The following is a 16,974-nucleotide window of genomic DNA, read 5'->3' as shown; positions in this document are numbered from 1 at the left end:
ACTCAATATCCGGATAATCTTTCGATCATTTCCGGAATGAGCCTCGGTTGCGGGGGCAGGATTTGAACCTACGACCTCTGGGTTATGAGCCCAGCGAGCTACCGAACTGCTCCACCCCGCGGCACAAGAGTCAACTTTAGCACAGCCTGTACCGCGGGGTTACCAACCGGTGAACTCCCAGCTCTTCCCCTACTTCGACTCAGCGAAGAGCGTCTCGAGCGCCTTCTGCAGCTTCTCATCGGCCTGGGCCGCTGCCACGAGGTCGTTGGCGGCGTAGGCTGCCTCGCGCTCCTGCAGGGCGTCCCGCGCGTCAGCGAGGGCCTGCGTGAAGGCGCTGCTGTCACCGGCACCCGGAGTGGTCGGAGTGGTCGGAGTCTCGGGCGTCTCCGGGGCGTCCGGGTCCGTCGGCACGGTCGGCGCATCCGGCACGTTCTCGTCGCCGGCCACGGCTCCGGAGTCGCCTCCGAAGATGACGTCGAGCGCGGCATCCAGGCTGCTCTCGAACGCGATCTCGTCACCGAACGACACCAGGACCTTCTGCAGGATCGGGTAGCTCGTCTCACCCGTCGACTGCACATAGACCGGCTGCACGTAGAGGAGGCCTCCACCAACGGGCAGCGTCAGCAGGTTTCCCTTGCGAACGGATGTCGCACCCTGGTCGAGCAGGTTCAGCTCGGTCGACACGGCAGTATCCGAGTTGAAGTTGTTCTGCACCTGGCCGGGGCCGGCGACGGTGGTGTCCTTAGGCAGTGCCAGCAGTGTGAACTTGCCGTAGTTCTCCCCTGCATCGGCGTTCACCGAAAGATAGCCGGTGAGGATGCTCCTTGTGCCCTCCCCCGAAGAACGCGGGATGTAGGTGGAGTACAGCGAGAACGCCGCCGAGTCGGCGCCCGGCATCTTCATCGTCATGTAGTACGGCGGCTGCGCCTTCGCGGTCGCTGCCGACGAAGTCGGGTCATCCGGCGTCACCCATGCGTCGTCGCCCGAGTAGAACGAGTTCGTGTCGGTGACGTGGTACGTGCCCAGGATGGTTCGCTGCACCTTGAACAGATCGGCCGGGTAGCGCACGTGCTCGCTGAGCTGCTCGGTCATCTCACTGGCCGACTTGAGGGTGCTGGGGAAGATCTTCTGCCAGGTCTTGAGGATCGGATCCTCGTCATCCCAGGCGTACAGCGTGACCTCACCCGAGTAGGCGTCGACCGTGGCCTTCACCGAGTTGCGGATGTAGTTGATCTGGTCGAGAGCAACGAGCGGCGCCGGCGTGTAGGTGTCGACGATGGCGGTGCTCAGCGACTGCTTCTCCGAGTACGGGTACTGCGCGCTCGTCGTGTAGCCGTCGACGATCCAGACGACCTTGCCGTCGACGACGGCCGGGTACGCGTCACTGTCGAGCGTCAGATACGGGGCGACCTTCTGCACGCGCTCGCGCGGGTCACGGTCGAACAGGATCTGCGAGTCCGAGTTCACGGCGTCGGAGAGCACGATCTGCTCGGACTGGAACTTGATCGCGTAGATCAGCTGCTTGAAGATGTTGTCGAGCTTCGGCCCACCGTCACCCTTGTAGGTGGTCGTGGCGTTCGTGTCGCTGTCCTCGCCGTTGGCGGGGTAGTCGAGCTCGATCGGCTTCGCGCCCTCCGGCGCGCCCACGATCGAGTAGTCGGGTGAGTTCTCACCGAAGTAGACGCGAGGCTCGTACTCACCCAGCACACCAGTGCTCGGGATGCCCGACTCGATGAACGACGGCATGCCGTCGGCCGTGCGCTCGTTGCCGGCCGCCGCGACGACACCGTAGCCGTGCGTGTACACGAAGGTGTCGTTGTAGGCACTGTTCGTGCCACCCGTGTTGGTGGTGTCGATCTCGCGCACCGCGATGACGGTGTCCTGGCTCTTGCCGTCGACCTCGTAGCGGTCGACGTCGAGGTGCTGCGGGAACTTGTAGTACTGCTTGATCTGCTCGAGCTGCGCGAACGACAGCGTCACGAGTGCGGGGTCGAGGATTCGGATGCTCGCCGTGGTCTCGGCATCATCTCTCAGCTGGCCGGGTTCGGCATCCGTCGTCGCCGAGTATGGCGTCTCGGTGACATCCGTCACCCCGTACGCGGTGCGGGTGGCGTCGATATTGCGTTGAATGTATTCGGCCTCGAGGCTTCGAACGCTCGGCTCGACCTGGAAGCGCTGGATGATCCACGGGTAGACGGAGCCGGCGATGATCGCCGTGACGATGAGCAGTGCCGTTCCGACGATCGGCAGGCGCCAGCGGCCGACGATGGCCGTCACGATGAACAGAATGGCGACGACCGCAGCAGCGCCGGCGATGATCGCCTTGCCCGGGATGGTCGCATTGACGTCGGTGAACGAGGCGCCATAGATGAGCCCGCTGCTCGTGTCGGAGAGCGTGCGGTACTGGTCGAGCCAGAACGACACCGCCTGCAGCGCCAGATAGATGGCGCCCGTGATGGCCAGCTGGATGCGCGCGGTCTTGGAGATGCGCACCTCGCGGCCGGTGACCCGCAGCGCGCCGTACAGGTAGCTGGTGGCGAGCGCCGCGAGCGCCGAGATGATGACGACGGCGGATGCGAAGGCCAGCACCGAGGAGTAGAACGGCAGCTCGAAGAGATAGAAGGAGATGTCGAGCCCGAACTGCGGGTCGACCTCACCCGTGGTGGTGCGGTTGAGCCACATGAGCGCGAGCTCCCAGCGGCTGGCCGCTGCGATGCCGGCGAAGAAGCCGAGAACGATCGGGATGCCCAAGGTCGCGAGGCGGCGCAGCGGCTCGACGACCTCCTGGTAGCGGTCGAGCTGCGCGTTGAGCTTGGCGTAGACGGGCCTGCGCCGGAAGGCGATCTCGATGCTCACCCAGACGGGCACCGCCATGCCGACGAAGCCGATGAGGAACATGACCGCGGCGGCGAGCCACTGCGTGGTGAGCACGTTCTGGAAGCCGAGCTGCTGGAACCACAGCCAGTCGGCGTAGAGCCCCGCGAAGATGAAGAAGGCGACGACCACCGCCGCGATGATCACTATCGTGATGACGAGAGTGCCCCGGTTCTTGGAGGCGGGCTGCTGGGTTGTTGCGGAACTCAAGCGTGTACTCCTGGCTCACGGCGCGATTGCCGATGGGGGGACGGGGTACGACCCAGCTTAACCGGCCAGCGCACCCTCGCGGACCCGCGTTCGCTCAGCGCGCAGCAATCTCGCAGCCTCGCAGGCCCGTGGTGTCTCCCTCGCCGATCGCCTCGACCGCGTCGAGCGCCTCCTCGAGGGTGGAGACGGAGAACACCGTGAGCCCGTCGGGCACGTGCCCGACCACCTCGTCGCAGTTGGATGCGGGCGCCAGGAACCACTCGGCCCCGGCATCCAGTGCCCCATACAGCTTCTGCCGGATACCGCCGATCGCGCCGACCGTGCCGTCGCGGTCGATCGTGCCCGTCCCGGCGATGTCCTCGCCGCCCGTGGCCTCGCCCGGGGTGAGCGTGTCGATGATCCCGAGGGCGAACATCATGCCCGCAGAGGGGCCGCCGACATTCTCCAACTGGATGCTCACATCCACCGGGAAGTCGTAGTCGACGCTGATTCCGACCCCGATGATCGGCGCGGGCACCGCCTCGGCGCTCAGGGCGGGAACGATCTCCAGCTCGAGCTGCTCGTCGCCGCGCAGCACAGACAGCGTCACGGGCGAGGTCGTGCCGTGCTTGTCGAGCGCCTCGCGGAGTGCGGGGACATCCGCGTAGGCGATGCCGTTCATGGCCACGATCACGTCGCCGGGTTCGACCACCCCCTCCGCCGGGGAACCCGCGGTGAGGCTCTCGACGGTGAGCGTGCTGGGAACCTCGTAGCCGAGCTGCAGCAGGGCAGCGGCCACTGCATCCTTCTGCGAATTCTGCATCTGGATGCGGCTCGCCTCCTCCGACTGCTGGAAGGTCGTGCCCTCCGGGTACACCTCGTCGAGTGGCAGCACCGCCATGCTGGGGTCGAACCAGGCGCTCACGACGCTCAGCCAGCTGGGCCGCGTCGCCCTGCTGCCGACGATGCTGGCCGTGAGCAGGTCGAGCGATCCGCTCGTGGCGTAGGTCGTGGCATCCGCCTCGATGAGCGGCACCTCCTCACCGTCGACCTCGACCGTTCCGAGCGTGTTGAAGACGGGGCCGGGCTTCTGGATGACGTAGGGCGCGGGCACGAACGACAGCGCCACGACCGCGGCGAGGGCGAGCAGCAGAAGGGTCCATCCCGTGCGGAGCCCGCGCGATGGCGGCACCTCGTCGTGGATGGCAGGGCGGGCGAAGAGCGACACCGTGGTCCTTTCACATCCGTGTTCGCCACGGGCGCACAGTCGAGGCCTTCGCCCCGGGTCAAAACACAGCCTTCACAACCGTGCAGCGGCTAGCGTAGTTGCTATGGCTGACGATTCCCAGCGGGACCCGGACGACGACTTCAGGGACATGCTGCGCGAGCTGCTCTCGGGCAACTCAGAGATCGACCCGCGCCGTCTCGCGGGCGCCGCAGGCCTGCCCGACGACCCCGCCCTCATCTCGCAGATGATCAGCCAGCTGCAGAATGCCCTCCAGAACAGCGGGGACGGCATCAACTGGGATCTCGCCCGCGACCAGGCCCGCGCGATAGCCGGCCAGGCCAGCCACGATGTCGACGCAGCGCAGCGTGAGGTGCAGCAGCAGGCGCTCGGCGTGGCCGCGCTCTGGCTCGACGAGGTCACCTCGGTCTCGGAGCTCACCGCGACGCCGCAGCTGCTCAGCCGCAGCGAATGGGTCACGCAGACCATGCCCGTGTGGACCCAGCTGGCCGAGCCCGTCGCCGACAGCATCGCGGATGCCCTCACGAACGTCCTGCAGGAGCAGGCGCCTGAGGAGATGGCCGGCATGCTGGCCAATGCGGGCAAGCTCATGCGCAATGTCGGCGGCACCCTCTTCGCGATGCAGCTCGGCCAGGTGGTGGGCCAGCTCTCGGCGGAGGTCGTCTCGGGCGGTGACATCGGCATCCCGCTGCTGGGCAGCGACAACGGCGATCACCAGGCGGCCCTTCTGCCGCAGAACGTGGCCGCGTTCGGCGAGGGGCTCGACGTGCCCGTCGACCAGGTTCAGCTCTATCTGGCCGTGCGCGAGCTCGCTCACGCCCGGCTGTTCCGCCACGCCAAGTGGTTGCGGCTGCAGCTGCTCACCTCGATCACCGAGTTCGCGCGCGGCATCCGCATCGACACGGAACCGCTCGAACAGCTCGCTGCCGAGTTCGACCCGAGCGACCCCGAAGCCCTGCGCGACGCCCTCGCCAGCGGCGCCCTCATCCCGCCGAAGAGTGAAGCCCAGCTGGCCGCGCTCGCCCGGCTCGAGACCACGCTCGCCCTCATCGACGGCTGGGTCGACGTCGTCACGGCCCGCGCCACGGTCAGGCTGCCCAAGGCGGATGCGATCGCCGAGATGGTGCGCCGCCGCCGGGCATCCGGTGGGCCTGCAGAGTCGGCATTCGCGACGCTCGTCGGGCTCGACCTGAGGCCGCGCCGCCTGCGCGAAGCCGCAGCCATGTGGCAGGCGGTGACGGATGCTGTGGGCGCCGAGAAGCGCGACTCGCTCTGGTCGCACCCCGATCTGGTGCCGGAGGCCTCCGACATCGACGACCCCGCTGCCCTCATCGCCCGGCTCAGTAACCCGGAGCCGGAGCTCGACGACGTCGACCGCGCGCTCGAGGATCTGCTCGGCGACGACAGCGGAGACCGGCCACACGAGGAATAGCGGGCGGCGCATCCACCCCTGATGCAGGGCTGTGGATAACTTGCGCGGGCCCATGGCCATGTGGGCGATCATTACCGCATGCCCCCGACACGGACCCTGCAGATCGACCCCCGACTGTCTGTCGTCTGGCGCAGCCCCGACTGCATGCAGATCGGCGTCGACCAGCCGGCCGCCGTGCTGTACGGGCTGAGCGCCCTCGAGGAGCGGCTCGTCTCCGCACTCCTCATCGGCGTCACCGGGCCCGGGCTGGCGATGCTCGCCGTGGAGGCCGGCGGCGAAGAGCACACCGCCTGGTCACTGGTGGAACGCATCCGGCCCGCCCTGCGAACGCAGACGGCACGAACCGTCAGCGGGGCGAACGTCGCCGTCATCGGCGAAAGCCTCACCGCGAGGCGCATCCGCCACGAACTGGGCACCGCAGGAATCGAGGCGAGGCCGGCCCTCGCGCACGGCGCGACAGCATCCGAGCATCCGGATCTCGTCGTACTGGTGGACCACTTCGTGCCCGACCCCGACGAGCACGCCCGCTGGCTGCGGCGAGACGTGCCGCACCTGCCCGTCGTGCTCGGCGACCTCGGCGCCACCGTCGGTCCGCTCGTCGAACCCGGGCGCGGCCCCTGCCTGCACTGCGTGCAACGCCACAGGGCCGACGTCGATCCGCTCTGGGCGACCATCGCCGCACAGCTGTGGGGCCGACGGAGCCCCACAGAGACGCCCGGCTTCGCCGCAGAGCTCGCCGCGATCACCGCCCGGGCGGTGCTGCGCCGCCTGCAGGACGGCGCCTCGGAGGCGGCGGCGTCAGTGACGATCGACGCCGACAGCGGCGAACGGGTCAGCCGTCGCTGGGAGCAGCACCCGGAATGCGGCTGCGCATCTCTGCCAGAAATCGGCTCGGCTCCCGCGAGCCGGGCCCGCCCGATCCGGAGCGCTGCTGCGATGACTGCGCCCACGACAGGTGCAGCGATCGCCGCGCCCGCGTGACGCCCACATACAGAAGGCGACGCTCCTCATCCACGCCGGCCTCCGTCGTCGCGTAGCTGATCGGCACAAGCCCCTCGCTGAGCCCCACCACGTAGACGACAGGCCACTCGAGCCCCTTCGCGGCGTGCAGCGTCGACAGGGTCACGGCGTTCATCGTCGGGTCGTGCTGGCCCGCCACTCGCTCGGCCAATTCGTCACTGAACTGGCGCAGTGTCGTGCCGCGCGGCGCATCCTCGGCCAGACCCATGAGCGTGTTCAGCGACTCCCAGCGGTCACGCACGGCGCCCCGCATCTCGGGCGCATGCTGGGTCCAGCCCAGCGAGCGCAGCACATCACTCACCGTCTTGAAGAGAGGCTCCGCGACACCCTCGGATGCGCCGACAGCGGCACCCTTGAGCATCATGAGCGCCTGCTTCACCTCCGGCAGCTCGAAGAACCTCGTGCCACCGCGCAGCTGCACGCTCACACCCGCATCGCCGAGCGCCGCCTCGAGGGCCGCCGCCTGCACGTTCACCCGGTACAGCACGGCGATGTCCTGCGCTCGGGTTCCGGATGCGATGCGTCCGGCGATCGCATCGGCGACGGCACGCGCCTCCGCCATGTCGCTGCGGTACGCCGTCACCGTCGGCTCCTCCCGCGAGACGGGCTCCGGCTCTGCGTGCAGCGTGAGCGCGCCGGGCCTGCCCTTCATGAGCCGGTTGGCGGTCTCCACGATGGGCGGGGACGAACGGTAGTTGCGTTCGAGACGCACCACCGTCGCATCCGGATAGTGGGAGGAGAAGCCGAGCAGATACTTCGAGGAGGCCCCCGCGAAGGAGTAGATGGTCTGGCTGGCGTCGCCGACGACGCAGAGATCTTGCCGCTCGCCGAGCCACAGCTCGAGCAGGTGCTGCTGCAGCGGGGAGACATCCTGATATTCGTCGACAACGAAGAAGCGGTACTGCTCGCGCACCTGTTGGGCGACGCGCGGCTCCATCTCGATCATGCCCGCCGTCGCCAGCAGCACATCCTCGAAGTCCAGCTGGCGGCGCTCGTCTTTGACATCCTCGTAGGCGCGGTGCAGCGCCACCATGATGTCGATGTCCAGCCGGGTCGGCAGCGGTCGCCCCGCCGCCGCATACTGCTCGTAGCTGAGCCGGGAGACCTTGCGCCACTCGATCTCGGCGGCCAGGTCACGCAGCGTGGCCGTGTCGAGTTTGAGGCGCAGCGTCTCGGCCGCATGCGCGATCAGTCGGCCCTTGCTGTCGACGATGCGGGGCATGACCCCGCCGATCACCTGCGGCCAGAAGAAACCCAGCTGCGACAGCGCCGAGGCGTGGAAGGTGCGGGCGGAGACGCCCGTCGTGCCCAGCCGCTTGAGCCGGGCGCGCAGCTCGGCGGCCGCGCGCGCCGTGAAGGTGAGGGCCATGACCCGGTTCGGCGCGTAAACACCCGTCGCAACCCCGTAGGCGATGCGATGCGTGATGGCCGTCGTCTTGCCGGTACCGGCGCCGGCAAGCAGGCAGACCGGCCCGTGGGTGGCCCGCGCCGCCACACGCTGGTCGTCGTCGAGGCCCGCCAGCAGCTCATCCGCCCCCACGGCGGAACTCATCGGCTGCGGCCCGTGGCCGAACCGTCGACGATCTCGCCGCCGTACCAGAGCTCGATGATGGCGCGCGCGATGGAGGAGTGGCCCGGCAGGATGATGTCGTCGAGCGCGTCCCGAAGCTCGTCACGCGAGAACCAGCGCAACTCCAGGATCTCCTCGCCGTCGGGCGTCAGCGTCGACAGCCGCTCCGGGTCGACCCTGGCGCTGAATCCCAGCATCAACGACAGCGGGAACGGCCACGGCTGCGAGCCCAGATACTGCGCATCCGTCACATGGATGCCCGACTCCTCGAACACCTCCCGCTCGACAGCGCCCTCCAGCGACTCGCCCGGCTCGACGAAACCGGCCAGCAGCGAGAACCGGTTCTTCTCCCACAGGGCATTCGAGCCGAGCAGGATGCGGTCGTGCTCATCGAGTACCGCGACGATCACCGACGGGTCCGTGCGGGGGTAGAGATCATGCGCAGGGTTCGTGCCGCGGCGCACCCAGCCGGCGTCCTCACTCGTCGACGGCTCCCCCGTGAGCGGCGAGAAACCATGCGAGGCATGCCAGTTGACGAGCGCAAGGGCCGTCGCAAGAAGCTCGAAATCGCGGATGCTCGGCCGCGCGTCAGCGCCCAGCGCAAGGCTGCGCAGGCTCACCCACTCGGCCCCGGCGATCGCGGCCGCCATCTCATCCGTCACCGCGAGCGCGAGCACAGGGGTGCCGACCGGCTCGGCCGCGCTCTCGGCGAGACTCCTGCCCAGGTAGACCACAGCATCCGCCGAATCGAACGCCCCCGGCGGCAGCTCGTGCGCCGGAAGCAGGCGCAGCACACCACCCCCGGCGAGCGCGGAGCGACCATTCAGCACCAGAACCCTGCTCGCCCCATCCGCGGCAAGCTCGGCGATGGCACCCGGCCGGATGCGCGTCGGCGCATCACGATCGAGCACGCTTCGACGCGGCGGCAGGCGCATCCCGGGGGCAATAGACATCTCACAGCCATTCTGAACGGTGCAGCGGCCGGCACAAAACCTGGGGGCTTCCCCACCGGCAGGCGTGGCGTTCGGCCCCGGGCGGCAATTGTCGACCTAGCCTGTTGTGCATGGCCAGATCTCATCTCACCTTAGCCGCGTTGGCGACCTCAGCCGTCGACGGCCTCGAGGTCCGCCAGGCCGCCCCCTTCGGCTCCGGCACGCACGGCGACTACGACTCCGCCGTCATCACCAGCACCGACGGGCGACACTTCATCGTGCGCGTTCCCACCTCGGAGCGCGCCGAAGCCGAACAGTCATCCGACCTGGTGTCGCTGCGGGCACTCAGTGTGGGCATCCGGGGCCGCCTGCCGTTCGAGGTTTCGCGCTTCGCCGGCCAGACCCCCGTCGACGGAACCCGCGCCGTCGTCTACGAGTTCGTGTACGGCGACCCCGTGCAGCTGGGCGCCATCCCCGCGGGGGAAGGCCTCGCCACCTCCATCGGGCGCGCCATCGCCGCCATCCACACCCTGCCGACCAGCTTCATCGTCGACGCCGGGCTCCCCCAGCACTCACCGCACGACACGCTGCGCGCCTCCGTGACCATCATGGATCGCGCATCCGCCACCAACCTCGTACCGGCAGCGCTGCTCGGCCGCTGGGAGAGGGCATCGGAGGACAGCGCGCTCTGGCAGTTCGTGCCCACCGTCGTCAACGGCGGGCTCACCGCCGAATCGTTCCTGCAGTCCGGCGGCAGCGTCTCCGCCGTCGTCGGCTGGCAGGGACTCAGCGTCGACGACCCCGCGCGCGACCTGTTCTGGCTGCTCGGCGCCCCCAGCGACGCCGTCGCCGAGAGTGCACTGGATGCCTACCAGCTGGCCCGCGGGTCCGTCGACCGGCAGATCGCGCAGCGCGCCCGCCTCTACTCCGAACTCGAACTCGCGAAATGGCTGCTGCACGGTGCGCAGGAGCGCAACACCGAGATCGTCGACGACGCCGTCGCCCTGCTGCACGGGCTCGTCGACAAGGTCGAGAACGACATGAACCAGAACCTCAGCCACAACACCATGCCCGTCATGGCCGTCGACGAGGTCGAGGCGATGCTCGACGAGCGCGATCGCCGCGACGACGCCTGACCGCTGCTGGCCTGCGGGGTTTCGATACGCTCGCTACTCAACCAGCAGCGCTGACCGCTACCTCAGCTGGTTGAGGAGGCCGCCCGCGGCCGTCTCGAAACCTCACCCGCGAACGACTCGGCTGTCGCTCCAGAGCCGCTCGAGTTCTTTGCGGTCGAAGAGCCGTTCCGGGCGGATGATGGCGTCGTCGGCGACGAAGTAGAAGACGGCGTCGATCTGCTGCGGGTCGACGCCCTTCCATTCGGCGTACGCCTGCCGGTACAGCGCCAACTGGAGTTGTTTGTCTTCGAGGTCCTGCGCATCCCTCGGCGCTTTTCCGGTCTTCCAGTCGACCACCTGGTACCGGGGCGTGCCGTCGGCGGCATCGTCTAGCTGGTACACGGCGTCGAGCTTGCAGATGATGACGCGGTCGGCGAGCGGCAGGTGGATCTCACGTTCGACGTCGATGGGGCTGAGCGTCGCCCAGGGCGATCGTTCGAAGGTGGCCTGCAGTTCGAGCAGGCGGTCCTGCTCGAGAGGAACAGTGTCGGTGTCGAGCTCACCGTCGAAGGCGTCGAGCATCTCGGTTGCGCCGTGCATGCCGTAGCGGTCCTCCACCCATTCGTGGAAGAGCGTGCCGAGCCGGGTCGCCCTGTACGGCTTCTCGGGCATGGGCCGCCGCAGCGCGGCGAGCACCGCCTGCGGGTCGGTGACGTAGTCCTTGAATCGGGATGCGGGCACACGGCTGGGAACGATGGTGTCGTCGACGCGGGCGAGCCGGCGCCGGCGCTCCTCCAGCAGCAGCTCGATGTCGGTCTGCCAGCGGCCTGCTGACTCCGGGTCGGCCTCAACGCTCGCTGCACGCACGAGTGATGCGGCGCGCTCGACGCGGGCGCGCCGGCCTCCGAGCGGGTCGAGCGGCCACAGGAACACGTCTTCTGCTCCGCCGTCGGGCGCCTCCTCGTGCTCGCTCTCCTCCGGCAGCGGCGTGATGACGCCGGCGTCGACGAGTGCGCGCAGGTACGGGCTGGGTCGCCGCGCCTTGTTCTGACCGGCCCAGAAGGATGCGGTGAGCAGCAGCTCGTGTCTGGCGCGCGTGACCGCGACGTAGGCGAGGCGGCGCTCCTCCTTCTCGTGGTGCGCGGTGACATCCGCCTTGAACTGGGCAAGCCTGTCGATCACGTCTTTTCGGGTCTCGGCGGCCCGCCATTCGAAGTCGGGCAGTTCGGCGGCGTCACCCCGGAACTGGTACGGCAGCTGCCCGAAGCCCAGCCAGGCCTTCGCATCGCGTGTCTTGCCCGGCAGTTCGTCTTCGACCATCCGTGGCACAACGACGACATCCCATTCGAGGCCCTTGGAGCCGTGGATGGTGAGGATCTGCACCGTGCCCTCTTCGGCATCCTCGGGCCGCGGGCCCAGCCCGTCGCGCCAATCTGCCTCGCGCAGCCAGGAGAGGAAGCCGCCGAGGCTGGCGGTGTCGTCGATGGCGAGATAGCCGCTGAGCGCGTCGAGGAACGCCTCCATGCCGGCCCTTCCGGGCGGGCGGCTGTCGTTGGCAGCGGTCTCGATGTCGAGCATCAGCTCCTGCTCGACGAGGGTGACGAAGTCGAGCAGGTCGAGGCCCGCCCGCGAGCGCAGCCTCGCGAACAGCGCACCGGCATCCGCAAGCCGTTCGAGCCCCGTCTCGGTGAACAGCTCGCGAGTGCCGAACAGCCCGTGCTCGCCCTTCACCGTCGCAAGGAAGTCGAGGGCGTCGACGATGGAGCCGCCCTCGCCGTCGGCGACAGAGTCGCGCAACTTCTGCCTGACCTCATCGCTGAGCGGCTGCTGTGCGAGGTCGCGGTCGCGCAGCCTCGCGGCGAGCCGTTCGAGCGCCTTCAGGTCGCGCACGCCGATGCTCCAGCGGGAGCCTGCGAGCAGCCTCACGAGCTCGGACCCGGCAGACGGGTCGCCGATGACGGAGAGCGCACTCACAAGGTCGGCGATCTCGGGCTCGGCCATGAGCCCGCTGATGCCGAGAACATGGAACGGCACCTCGTGGCGGCGCAGGGCCTCGATGAAGGCCGCCTGCGTGCGGCGCGCCCGGAACAACATGGCAGCGGTGGGCGGATGCGCGACGCCGTCGTCATCGACCGTCACATCGGCGAGGCGTGCCTTCAGCCACAGCGCCGCCGCATCCGCCTCCTCCGCGAGGGTCTCGTGCACCGTGACGGTGACAGGCACAGCGGATGCCGCGGGGCCGGCCCGCAGCTTCTCGACGTGAACGCGCGTCTCGGGCAGCAGCGGCTCGACGAGCGTGTTGGCGACGCTGAGGATGTCGTGCCCGTTGCGCCAGGAGGTGGAGAGCGCGAAGTCGAGCACCCTCCCACCACCGAACTGGGCCGCGTACTCCTCGAGGTTGGCCGCGCTGGCACCGCGCCATCCGTAGATGGACTGATTGGGATCGCCGACGGCCATGACGGGGTGGCCGGCGAACATCTCGGAGAGCAGCCAGGTCTGCACGACGCTCGTGTCCTGGTATTCGTCGAGCAGCACGACGCGGTACCGCTCGCGGTACTCGGCGGCGACCTTCGGAACCCTGCGGATGATCTCGAGGGCGAGCGTGACCTGGTCAGAGTATTCGACGAAGCCGCGCGCGAGCTTGGCCTGCGCGTACCGTTCGGCGAGCCCGAGCAGCACGGGCAGCGCGCCGACCGCGCCGGCAAGCCCGTCGACCTCCGCATAGGCACCACGGCCTCCCGGCGGCAGCTCCGCAATGGCCGCGAACTCCTCGACCATGGCGTCGAGCGCGCCCGTATCTACGACGTTCTCGCTGAGCGCGTGGCTGAGCGAGAGCACCGCCTTGGTGACGCTGTCGACGCTCTTGTCGAGCTGCGGCAGGCGTTCGTCTCCGCTCGACAGAACAACAGAGCGGGCGAGCTGCCAGGCGGATGCCTCGCCCAGCACCGCCCCGTCACCCTCCCGCCCGAGCAGCATGGCGTTGTCACGGAAGATGGCGTTCGCGAAGGAGTTGTAGGTGGAGACGGCCGGCGGGTCGAACTCGTCGTAGGCGGCCGTGCCGTCGGCAGCGGCCGGCATGAGCCCTGCCGCGGCGAGCTGCCGGATGCGGTGCCGGATGCGTTCGGCCAGTTCGCCCGCAGCCTTGCGCGTGAAGGTGAGGCCGAGGATCTCGCCCGGTTTCGCGTGGCCGTTGGCGAGCAGCCACAGCACCCTGTTGGCCATCGTCTCGGTCTTGCCGCTGCCAGCGCCCGCGACGACGAGTGCCGGTTCGAGCGGGGACTCGATGACGGCCTTCTGCTGCGGTGTGGGCCGGAACATCCCGAGCGCGTCGGCGATGTCGTCTGCGCCGATCATGCGCCTGCCCCTTCTTCGTGCTGTTCTTCTGCCTGCCCTGCGGTGCGGTGCGCGCCGTCGACGGCGCTGACGGGGCTGACCCTGTGCAGCTTGCGGGTGGCGGTGCCGAACCCGCCCCACTGGTCGATGTCGATGCGCCCCTCGTAGGCGGCGGCGGCCATGCCGGTCGCCGCGGCCCGGATGCGGTCGCGGAAGCCGTCGAGCTGTTCCGGAGTGAGCGGCGCCTGCACGCCCTCCCGGTAGGACTTGCCCCGGATGCCCTCCTTCACGAACACGAGCTTGGCGCCGCCCGGGCGGTGCTCGCCGAGCTCCGCGAGCACCTCGTCGAGGATGCCCTGTGCGTAGGCGAGCTGGTAGACGCCGAGCTGCGGATGCGCGTCGATCTCCTTCGCCGCCGTGATCGGCCTGCCCGTCTTGAGGTCGACGATGACGATGCTGCCGTCGGGCGCGCGCTCGACACGGTCGATGGAGCCGTTCACGCGGGCCCGCTCGATGTCGAGGCTGAAGCGGCTCTCCGCCCCGACGAGCGTCTTGCCGTCGCGTTCGAAGTCGCCCAGATATTCGGCGACCGCGGCCGCGAGCCGTCGCGCGATCACCTTCTGATGCTCCGCCACCCAGGGCGCCTCGAACAGCAGCTCCTGCCAGCGGCTCTCGATGGCCCGCCAGACGGTGTCGACGCTGGGGTCCGTGGCCGTCTCCATGGCCCAGTGGATGATGGTGCCCAGCCCCATGGCGGTGCTCGGCTCGGTGCCCGCGATCGATTCGATGAACCAGTCGACGGGCGAATCCTCGAAGGCCTCCAGCTTCGACGGCGAGACGGGAACCTGCTCGTCGTCGCCGAACAGCGGCCCTGTGCTCGAGGGTTCGAGCAGGCCGTGCCAGTCGTCGGGGTCGGCGCCGGGCACGCGCTCCGCGGCGAGGTGGGCGAGACCGGATGCCGCGGCCACCTCCTCCTCGCGGGCCCAGCCCTCATGGCTGCCGGCCGCCCGAGCGAGCTCACGTCGCAGCCTCCCGGTGAGTCCCCGCAGGGAGAGGGGTGCGAGCGTGGAGGTGTCGGTGGGTGCCACGTCGCCCGGCACAAGTTCGAAGAGCACGCTCGCCGCCTCGTCGTCGTTGTCTGCGGCTGTGAGGATGACCTGCGTGCGGGCCCTCGACACGGCGAGCGCGAACATCCGCAGCTCGTCGTCGCGCACGAGCCGCCGCTCGTCGAGGGTCTCTGTGTCGATGCCGGTGACGGCGCGCACGAGCTGCTGCGGGCCGAGCAGGCTGCCCCGGATGCGCATGTTCGGCCAGGCGCCCTCCTGCAGCGCTGCAACGGCGACAACGGCGAACTCGAGCCCGACGACGCCCGACGGGGTGGTGACGAGCACCGCGTCGCCGTGTGACTGCGGCGACAGGCTGTCTTCTGGCACGTCGGCCTCGAGCACCTCCTCGAGGAAGACGCGGGCAGCCGAGCCGGGCAGCCGCTCGACGAAGCGCTTGGCGGAGGAGAAGAGCGCGACGATGCCATCGAGGTTGCGGTTCGCCTCGGCCGCGGCGATGCCGGCACTCAGCGACTGCTCCGACCACTCCTTGGCAAGGCCGCTGCTGTCCCAGGCGAGCCACAGCAGCTCCTCGATCGTGCCGCCCTCGTCGGCCAGCCGCCGTACGGCAGCGAGCGTCGTCGCCAGCCGCTCGGCCCTGCGCGCCACACGGTGATCGATGGTTGCGAATCGACCGGGGGCGGCGAGCGCCTCGACCACAAGCTCGTCGGCCGAGCGGTTGCCGTCGCCCGCGAACTCCTCGGCCCGGAGCGCGAGCCGCAGCCGGCGCAGGGTGAGCCTGTCGAGCCCGCCGAAGGGGCCGAGCAGCAACTGCGTGGCGAGCTCCGCGCTGAGGTCGGTGCGCCCCATACCGACGTCGACGACCGTGAGCAGGGCGCGGGCGGCATGGTCCTCTCTAAGCGCACGACGGCCGGCGGATGTTCGGGTCGGCACCTCCGCGAGGGCGAGCGCCCGCGCAAGGCCGGGAACCTGTGCACCGCTGCGCACCACCACGGCCATATCGCCGAACGGAACGCCACCCGAGAGGTGGTGCTTGCGCAGCATCCGGGCCAGCGACGCCCACTCGCGGGCAGGGCTGTGCGCCTTGACCAGAACGATGGGCTCTTCCGCATCGGCCGCGCCTGCGGCCGCCCTGCGCTGCGAGCCCGCAGCCGCCGTTCCGACGCGCTCGGTGACGCGCGAGGTGAACTGCCGCAGCGCCGGCCCCTGCCGATGCGCGGTCGACAGCGTCACCGTCTGCACGCCGGGGACGCCCAGCTGGATGGCGAGCGTGCCCAGGGCATCCGGCTCCCCTCCCCTGAACGCGTTCGCGGCGATGTCGGGATCGCCGAAGGCCACGACGGCGACGCCCCTGGCCGCCAGGGCGCGCAGCAGCGACACGACCGACTCGGTGGCCTCCTGGAAGTCATCGACGACGACGAGTCGGAGCCGCGACACCAGCTCGCCGGCCTCATCACGCCCGAGCAGCGCGAGCGCCCGCGCCACCAGCTCGGCCGAATCGAGCTGGCTCGGCCTGGAGAGCCCCAGCACATCGTCGTACTCGGCCATGAAATCGCCCGCAGCGACCCACTCCGGCCGATCATGGGCGACCCCGAGCTCGCGCAGCCGCTCAGGTGCGACCCCGTACTCGGTGGCTCGCATCATGAGCTCGCGCAGCTCCGTGCGGAACCCCCGCAGCCGCCGCACCTCGGGACCCAGATGCTCAGGCCAGAGCGGCCCGGAGCCATCCTCCTCATGCCCGGCGAGCAGGCCGGCCAGATCGGCATCCTGCTCGCCGCCCGTGATGAGGCGCGGAGACGGAACGCCCGCAGCCCGGGCTGCGCGCCCCACGATGTCGAAGGCGAGCGAGTTGACCGTGCGCGCGAGCGGCCCCGTCGTCGGGCGGGCCAGCCGCAGGGCGAGACGATCGCGCAGGCGCGTGGCCGTCACCCGGCTCGTCGTCAGCACGAGAACCTCATCGGTCGACCAGCCCTGACGCAGAACCCTGTCGGCGAGCAGCTCGACCAGCGTCGTCGTCTTGCCCGTGCCGGGGGCGCCCAGAACAGCAGCGGATGCCCCGGCAGGCAACTCGAGGACGGCCCGCTGCGAAGGGTCGAGCGTCACCGCCACCCCGCCGCTCGGCCCGATCCCGCCTTCGTCTGTCATGCCCACCAAGCTAGCGGCAGGCACCGACATCGCACCCGCGCCGCCCCGGCCGCC

8 protein-coding genes and 1 tRNA gene are annotated in these 16,974 nt (G+C 69.4%); 2 read left to right on the top strand and 7 right to left on the bottom strand.

Annotated elements, in window-relative coordinates:
* Positions 1–47: 47 nt before the first annotated feature.
* The 3 genes from FB562_RS02210 to FB562_RS02200 form a co-directional block, all read right to left on the bottom strand.
* Positions 48–121: transfer RNA gene (locus FB562_RS02210), tRNA-Met, on the bottom strand.
* 68 nt (positions 122–189) lie between these two features.
* Positions 190–3,084, bottom strand: a complete 2,895-nt coding sequence (locus FB562_RS02205; protein WP_246081300.1) for a UPF0182 family membrane protein — start codon at positions 3,082–3,084, stop codon at positions 190–192.
* Between the two features lie 94 nt (positions 3,085–3,178).
* Positions 3,179–4,291: a YlbL family protein gene (locus tag FB562_RS02200; protein ID WP_141879649.1), complete on the bottom strand. Its 1,113-nt coding sequence runs from the start codon at positions 4,289–4,291 to the stop codon at positions 3,179–3,181.
* A 103-nt stretch (positions 4,292–4,394) separates the two neighbouring features.
* Between FB562_RS02200 and FB562_RS02195 the strand changes: the two genes are divergently transcribed.
* Positions 4,395–5,741: a zinc-dependent metalloprotease gene (locus FB562_RS02195; protein ID WP_141879648.1), complete on the top strand. Its 1,347-nt coding sequence runs from the start codon at positions 4,395–4,397 to the stop codon at positions 5,739–5,741.
* Positions 5,742–6,573: 832 nt separating this feature from the next.
* Here FB562_RS02195 and FB562_RS02190 read toward each other — a convergent pair.
* Both FB562_RS02190 and nudC read right to left on the bottom strand, forming a co-directional pair.
* Positions 6,574–8,313 carry an ATP-dependent helicase gene (locus FB562_RS02190; RefSeq protein WP_141879647.1) on the bottom strand — a complete coding sequence of 580 codons (1,740 nt, stop codon included), beginning with the start codon at positions 8,311–8,313 and terminating at the stop codon, positions 6,574–6,576.
* On the bottom strand, positions 8,310–9,284 hold the full coding sequence (nudC, locus tag FB562_RS02185) for an NAD(+) diphosphatase (RefSeq protein ID WP_141879646.1): 975 nt from the start codon (positions 9,282–9,284) through the stop codon (positions 8,310–8,312). The genes FB562_RS02190 and nudC overlap by 4 nt, the downstream gene beginning before the upstream one ends.
* 110 nt (positions 9,285–9,394) lie before the next feature.
* Here nudC and FB562_RS02180 point away from each other — a divergent pair, with 110 nt between their 5' ends.
* Positions 9,395–10,399 carry a phosphotransferase gene (locus tag FB562_RS02180; protein ID WP_141879645.1) on the top strand — a complete coding sequence of 335 codons (1,005 nt, stop codon included), beginning with the start codon at positions 9,395–9,397 and terminating at the stop codon, positions 10,397–10,399.
* Positions 10,400–10,501: 102 nt separating this feature from the next.
* Here the strand turns inward: FB562_RS02180 and FB562_RS02175 are convergent, their stop codons facing one another.
* Positions 10,502–13,732: an ATP-dependent helicase gene (locus FB562_RS02175; protein WP_141879644.1), complete on the bottom strand. Its 3,231-nt coding sequence runs from the start codon at positions 13,730–13,732 to the stop codon at positions 10,502–10,504.
* Positions 13,729–16,920 (bottom strand): ATP-dependent helicase, encoded by a 3,192-nt coding sequence (locus tag FB562_RS02170; RefSeq protein ID WP_141879643.1) that lies wholly within the window; start codon positions 16,918–16,920, stop codon positions 13,729–13,731. The genes FB562_RS02175 and FB562_RS02170 overlap by 4 nt, the downstream gene beginning before the upstream one ends.
* Positions 16,921–16,974 lie beyond the last annotated feature (54 nt).

It is taken from the genome of Homoserinimonas aerilata (assembly GCF_006716125.1).
In the GTDB taxonomy this organism is placed as follows: Bacteria; Actinomycetota; Actinomycetes; order Actinomycetales; family Microbacteriaceae; genus Homoserinimonas; species Homoserinimonas aerilata.
Note: the sequence above shows the minus strand (reverse complement) of the source record. Positions and strands in the feature narration are given on the sequence as shown.